This window comes from Terriglobus sp. YAF25 (assembly GCF_052113305.1).
In the GTDB taxonomy this organism is placed as follows: Bacteria; Acidobacteriota; Terriglobia; order Terriglobales; family Acidobacteriaceae; genus Terriglobus.
In genome coordinates this window covers 1-5,796 of the sequence record NZ_JBFRCY010000243.1, presented here as the reverse complement: position 1 = coordinate 5,796, position 5,796 = coordinate 1, and the positions used below count along the sequence as shown (strand labels likewise).

The 5,796-nt window shown below is 58.0% G+C and carries 4 protein-coding genes and 1 pseudogene; 3 read left to right on the top strand and 2 right to left on the bottom strand.

Translation table 11 applies throughout. The features are described 5' to 3' along the window. Positions 1-231 precede the first annotated feature (231 nt). Together AB4043_RS11920 and AB4043_RS11915 are read left to right on the top strand one after the other, a co-directional pair. Entirely contained in the window at positions 232-1,554 is a 1,323-nt protein-coding gene (locus tag AB4043_RS11920) for a zinc dependent phospholipase C family protein (protein ID WP_442302311.1), read from the top strand. Between the two features lie 174 nt (positions 1,555-1,728). Further along, a complete protein-coding gene (locus AB4043_RS11915) occupies positions 1,729-3,495 on the top strand; it encodes a glycoside hydrolase family 13 protein (RefSeq protein WP_442302312.1) in 1,767 nt (588 codons plus the stop codon). A gap of 83 nt (positions 3,496-3,578) precedes the next feature. On the opposite strand, the gene AB4043_RS11910 is transcribed toward AB4043_RS11915, so the two are convergent. After that, on the bottom strand, positions 3,579-4,754 hold the full coding sequence (locus tag AB4043_RS11910) for a glycosyltransferase (RefSeq protein ID WP_442302313.1): 1,176 nt from the start codon (positions 4,752-4,754) through the stop codon (positions 3,579-3,581). 45 nt (positions 4,755-4,799) lie between these two features. Between AB4043_RS11910 and AB4043_RS11905 the strand changes: the two genes are divergently transcribed. Then, a complete protein-coding gene (locus tag AB4043_RS11905) occupies positions 4,800-5,375 on the top strand; it encodes a hypothetical protein (protein ID WP_442307128.1) in 576 nt (191 codons plus the stop codon). A 274-nt stretch (positions 5,376-5,649) separates the two neighbouring features. Here the strand turns inward: AB4043_RS11905 and AB4043_RS11900 are convergent. Further along, a pseudogene (locus AB4043_RS11900) lies at positions 5,650-5,796 on the bottom strand (IS5-like element ISAs34 family transposase); the annotation flags it as partial.

Below are 5,796 nucleotides of genomic sequence, written 5' to 3'. Positions count from 1 at the left end.
CCCTGCACCTGGGTTTGTGTGCCCTGTTGAACCTGGGTGCTGGTGCCCTGGCTTCCTACGCTATTTGGTGCGGTCTGTTGTGCGACAGCCACCGCGGAAACGAGGAAAAGGGCCGGGAGAATCGTGGAAGACATAGTTCACCTCCGATCTCATAAGACACATGCTCCTCAGGCTGGTGTTGCCTGCGATGCGCCTTTTCCGGAATCTGCATCTTATGTCATGAAAAACGTCATGGCTCTTCGATCCTTCCAGGGGTTTATCCGCGTTGTGTGTTTGTCGTTGTTGCTTCCATTTCTAGGCGCAACTGCGGCAAATGCTTACAGTGTGTTGTCGCATGAGGAAGTCGTCGACATGGCATGGACACCCTATCTGGTCCCCCTGCTGCAGGCCCGCTACCCCGGGCTGACAGCCGATCAACTGCGGGAAGCACACTCCTATGCCTACGGAGGCTGTTTAATCCAGGATCTGGGCTACTACCCATTTGGGAACAAGTTCTATTCGGACATGCTCCATTACGTCAGGACAGGCGCCTTCGTTGAGGCTTTGTTACACGATGCTTCCAATGCGGATGAGCTGGCGTTTGCACTGGGAGCGCTGGCGCACTATACGGCCGATGCGGTGGGCCATCCTTATATCAACCGGCTGACCGCGGAAGAAAATCCAAAGCTGAAAAAGAAGTATGGAGATGTGGTGACCTACGAACAGGCCAAGGTCGCGCATGTCCGTACGGAGTTTGGTTTCGACGTTGTAGAGGTTGCGCATGGCCGCTACTCCCAGGACAACTACCGTGACTTCATCGGCTTTCAGGTTGCGAAGCCGTTGCTCGACCGTGCTTTTGAAGAGACCTATGGAATGAAGCTCAAGGACCTGTTGCACGATGAAGACCATGCCATTACCACCTATCGCAACGCGGTCTCAGAGCTCATCCCAAAGATGACGGTCGTCGCCGCGACCGCCTATGCGAAGCAGATTGAGAAGGAGAATCCGGGCTTCAACAAACGCAAGTTCATCTATCGGCTTCGGCGCACGGAGTTCGAAAAGTCGTGGGGGCGCGATTACTCGAAGCCGAGCTTCGGAACCCGCTTTCTGGCTTTTCTGGTGAAGCTGCTGCCGAAGATCGGTCCCCTGAAGGTGCTAAAGCCGACGATTCCCAACGCGACACAGCAGGATGGCTACATCAAAAGCGTGAATCAGACCGTCGACCGCTATGGCGAGTATCTGAAGCAGCTTGCATCCGGCAATGGCCAAGCCGATAAGGCAGAGATCTCCACTGTTGCACTGGCGTTGGGCGGTGCGAATCTCGACACTGGCGATCTAATGCGGCTCGGGCAATATCGCCTGTCCGATCAGACCCATGAGCGGCTGTTGCACGAATATCTGAAACCGAACGCCGAGCCCGTGCCCCCAACCGTTCTGGAACACCTGGTGCACTTTTATGCCGACGCTCCTGCCGGCGAGAACCATGTGACGCAAAAGGATATGGACCGCATTCACCTCCAGCTTGCAACCCTTCAGCAGCGGATGGCAGCCGGGCAGGCTAAGGTATCGAATTGATTTCCCATAACCACGCGACGCGTGCAGATTGCGTCCAACAAAAGTAAGGTTGAATAGCTAGAGCAATTCTCCTAATACTGTGGTGTTGGAGAAATCTGTGGATGCCGTTTTCTTCGGAGGAAAACGGCGCAGACTGCAAGACACTTCGCTCTACACCTTTAGGAGAACTGCTCTATGGTCTTCCTTCGCCGCATGTTGGCAGTCGCTGCGCTGGCGTCTTCCCTGAGCGCAGGTGCGCAGATGTTGTCCCGTCCTGGCTGGGCGGGCTCGGGCATGTCTTCCGATCCATGGTGGCAGCATGCTGTCATCTATGAGATCTATCCCCGCAGCTTCCAGGATTCCAACGGCGACGGCATTGGTGATCTGAAGGGGATTACGCAGCGGCTGGATTACTTGCAATCACTTGGAGTAGACGCCATCTGGCTCACTCCTATCTATCCCTCCCCGCAGGTCGATTTCGGCTACGACATCTCGGACTATACGGCCATCGATCCGCAGTACGGCACCATGGAGGACTTCGACAACCTGGTGCAGGAGGCAAGCCGCCGCAATATCCGTGTCCTGATGGATCTGGTGCTCAACCACACCTCCGATAAGCACGCGTGGTTTGTGGAATCGGCATCGAGCAAGGACAACCCAAAGCGTGACTGGTACGTGTGGCGCGATGGCAAAGGAGCGGGTGCCGACGGCAAGCCCGCACCGCCGAACAACTGGCAGAGCCTCTTCGGTCACTCGGCCTGGCAATACGACGAGAAGACCGGACAGTTTTACTACCACTGCTTCTATCCGCAACAGCCTGACCTGAACTGGCGTAACGCGGCAGTGAGGCAGGCGATGTTCGATGTGGCGCGTTTCTGGCTCAATCGTGGCGTCGCCGGCTTCCGGCTCGATGCCATCGATACCTTGCTCGAAGACCCATCGCTGGCTGATGCGAAGGAGTCTCCGGGAACGAATGCCTTCGGAGACCCCAACGTCGACCACTCGCCGCAGATGGGGTTGCCGGAGATACACGGCATGCTGCGGGAGTTGCGCTCTGTGATCAACAATGCACCGGGGCAGCGTCTTCTGGTCGGTGAGATCTACACGAAGAGTGCCGCAGAACTCGCCGGTTGGTATGGCGCAAAGAACGACGAGCTGCAACTGCCCATGGATACAGGCGTGGGCTTCACCAACAAGCTGGATGTCACTGCCTTCCGCGAGAAGCTGGAGGCGGCGCAGACACAGCTCCACGGCAACGCGCCTTTGCTGGTCTTCGACAATCACGACAATCCGCGTAGTTGGGATCGCTATGGAGATGGCCAACACAACAAAGAGATTGCACGTGTGCTGGCGACGATTCTGCTGACCTCGCGCTCCGCATCGCTGCTGTATTACGGGCAGGAGCTCGGCATGGTCACAGCAACACCGGAACGTAAAGAGGATGTAAAAGATCCGATCGGCGTTCTTGGTTGGCCAAAAGAGAAGGGCCGCGACGGCGAGCGGACTCCAATGCAGTGGGATGGCGGAGCGGAAGCCGGCTTCAGCAAAGCGGCAAAGACCTGGCTGCCGATTCCGACGTCGTCGATGACGGTGAACGTCGAGGCCGAGCAGAAAGACGACCGATCGCTGCTGAAGTGGTACGAGCAGTTGATTGCGCTACGACGCAGCCGGCGCGCCATGCGCGAAGGCCAGCAGATCTTCTTGAACCACGATGCAGACAACGCGCTCGTCTGGGTTCGCAAACATCAGGGAGTAACTGCCACCTCACCGGCAGTCGTAGTGGCCTGCAACTTCTCTGATAAACCGGTCACGCTGCATCTGAAGAGCGAGATCGCGAAGCTCGGTCTCCGCGGCCAGTTCCTGCGCAGCCTGATGCGCAGCGACTACGGCATGGGACCAATGAACCTCGATGCCGTCAAGCTGGAGCCGTACGGCGTGTATATCGGGGAAATTCATTATTAGTTGAATGGTTGATTGGTTGAATAGTTGAATGGTGATGCTGCGGTGAGGCGAAGTCTTATAGCTCACCCAGAACTACCATTCGACTATTCAACTATTCCACCATTCAACTTGCCATAAGCGTCGTACACTCGCTCAAACACCGCATCCCAGCTGCAATGCAAGGCATACTCGCGTGCCGCAAGGCGCATACGGGCCAGGGTGGTGGGCTCGCGTAGAAGGCGTTCGATGGCGTCAGGGAAACCTTCATCGGTGGCGATGTAGCCGGTCTCGTCGTTACGCACGATGTACTTGGGGCCGCCGTCCGGTGTGACGACAGCGGGTACTCCGCTGGCGAGTGCTTCCAGCACGACGTTGCCGAAGGTGTCGGTATGCGACGGGAAGACCATCACATCCATGTCGGCGTAGGCGGTGGCAAGGGCTGCGCCCTTCAGGACGCCGGGAAACTCGGCCCGGGGCAGGGCGGCTTTGAGCAGAGCGTCTTCTGAGCCATGACCGATGACCAGGAACCGGAAGTTGGTGATGCCCCGTGATTCGAGGGCGCGCTGAATGACGGGCAGCAGTGCAACGTTCTTCTCCACGGAGAGCCGGCCGACGAAGCCGAGAACAAACTCTTTGTCGTCGAGCGGACGGGTGCGATATGCGGGAGAGAAGGTAGCGGTCTCCACCCCCCGTTGCATCAGGTGACAGGGCTTGCCGGTGGCGTTGGTGAGCAGCGTGCACAGCTCATCGTTGGGCGCGAAGAGGACCTTGGCCAGGCGATAGAACCGGGCCGTGGCGTTCAATGCCGCGTCTTGTACCGTACGTTCGGTCGCTTCTTTGGCGCGGGGAGAGAAGAAACGCGTCAGCCATTCAGCACGGCGGGCAGCATATTCGTGCACGTTGGTGTGCCAGCTTGCCGCCAGCGGAATGCCCATTCGCCAGGCGAAGATGGCGCCGAGGATGCCCTGTTCGCTGGGACCGGTGATGTGGATGATGTCGGGGCGGAAGGTCTCCAGCCGTAGCCGCACCGTGCGCATATGGCGCAGGAAGAGGGTATCGAAGGCCAGGTCGCGTTCCATGGGAACGGAAGCGAAGCTGCGCCGCAGCTCCAGCGTCTGCACGCTGCCGTGCTCTTCAAAAGCAATCTCCCGCGATCCGGCGCGGACACACAGAAAGGGAAGTTGGTGACGTTCGGCAAAGGCCTGGAAGTTGCGGCTGGTATGGGCGACGCCATTGACTTCATGAAAAGAGTCCGGAAAATAGGCGACGCGCTGCCTCATGCAAGCTAGCGTAACAGTCCTCCGTCTATGCTGTGTGTAGCCTGCATGATCACGGAATCTTCAGCGCCACCCTCCACCACGCTTCACGGCGCCCTGGTGGATATTCTCCGCAACCCCGGCCAGCACCTCCTCAGGGAGTGGAACTGGAAGGCAGCTCTCTTCAGTGCAGCGCTACGCGCGCCCATCTTCTTTATCTCTGACCATCACGCCGCCGCCGGCCAGGCGCTCGGCGCCATGCTGACCGAAGCTGTATTTGCCGCTGGATTGGGCGGTTTTCTTGGCTCCATCATTCAACGTCTGCGCGATGCCCGCCCACTCTGGGCCACGGCGTTGATCATGCTGGTGGCGATTCCCGCAGCGCTCRTCGGCGTGCAGTATGTGGTGCACACCTGGGTCTCACCCCAGAAGATTCGCGGCAGCCTGGTTGCCAGTTTTCTGCTGGCCGCGCTGTCGACCGGCTTCAACTGGTTCGCGATGGAACAGGGAGCGATCCTCACGGATGGCCAGGCCGACTCGCTCGGAGCTGACCTGCAGCACATCCCCCTCATTATTTACCGGTTTTTAATGGCGGGGCCTAGGGCGCTGTTTGGGAACAGGTTGAATAGTTCAATAGTTGAATAGCGCCAGGGGCATCGAAGGCGAACCTCGGACGGGTGCCCCATCCATTGCGTAGCAATGGGGGGGGATATCTCGCGAAGCGAGATCGCTTCTCTCACTTTGGTTACGGACAGAAAAGTATGGGGTAGAGAAGCGGATTTCTCCGCTTCCTCTGGTCGCTACGAAATGACAAACAAAAAGACGGTTCGAGCTTCGCTCGAATATCCCACTCACGCTTTTGCGTGAATGGGGCACCCAGCGTTGTGGCTCCCGCGCTTGTCGATAGGCCAACTAGCAACTAGGGTGTATCGACAAATTGCTGGAGGTGTAACCACGAGCATGCGAGGGCGACGGTAGCAGCGAAGCAAGCAGCGTATTTGCAGTATCTTGTGGCGAACCTTCTGAACTGTTTGAGTCTGTTGAAGCATCGTTCGATGCGGTTTCT

Excerpts from the sequence above, each read along its gene's own strand:
- AB4043_RS11920 (WP_442302311.1), top strand. The coding sequence starts at position 232 with ATGGCTCTTCGATCCTTCCAGGGGTTTATCCGCGTTGTGTGTTTGTCG.
- AB4043_RS11910 (WP_442302313.1), bottom strand. The coding sequence starts at position 4,754 with ATGAGGCAGCGCGTCGCCTATTTTCCGGACTCTTTTCATGAAGTCAAT.
- AB4043_RS11915 (WP_442302312.1), top strand. The coding sequence starts at position 1,729 with ATGGTCTTCCTTCGCCGCATGTTGGCAGTCGCTGCGCTGGCGTCTTCC.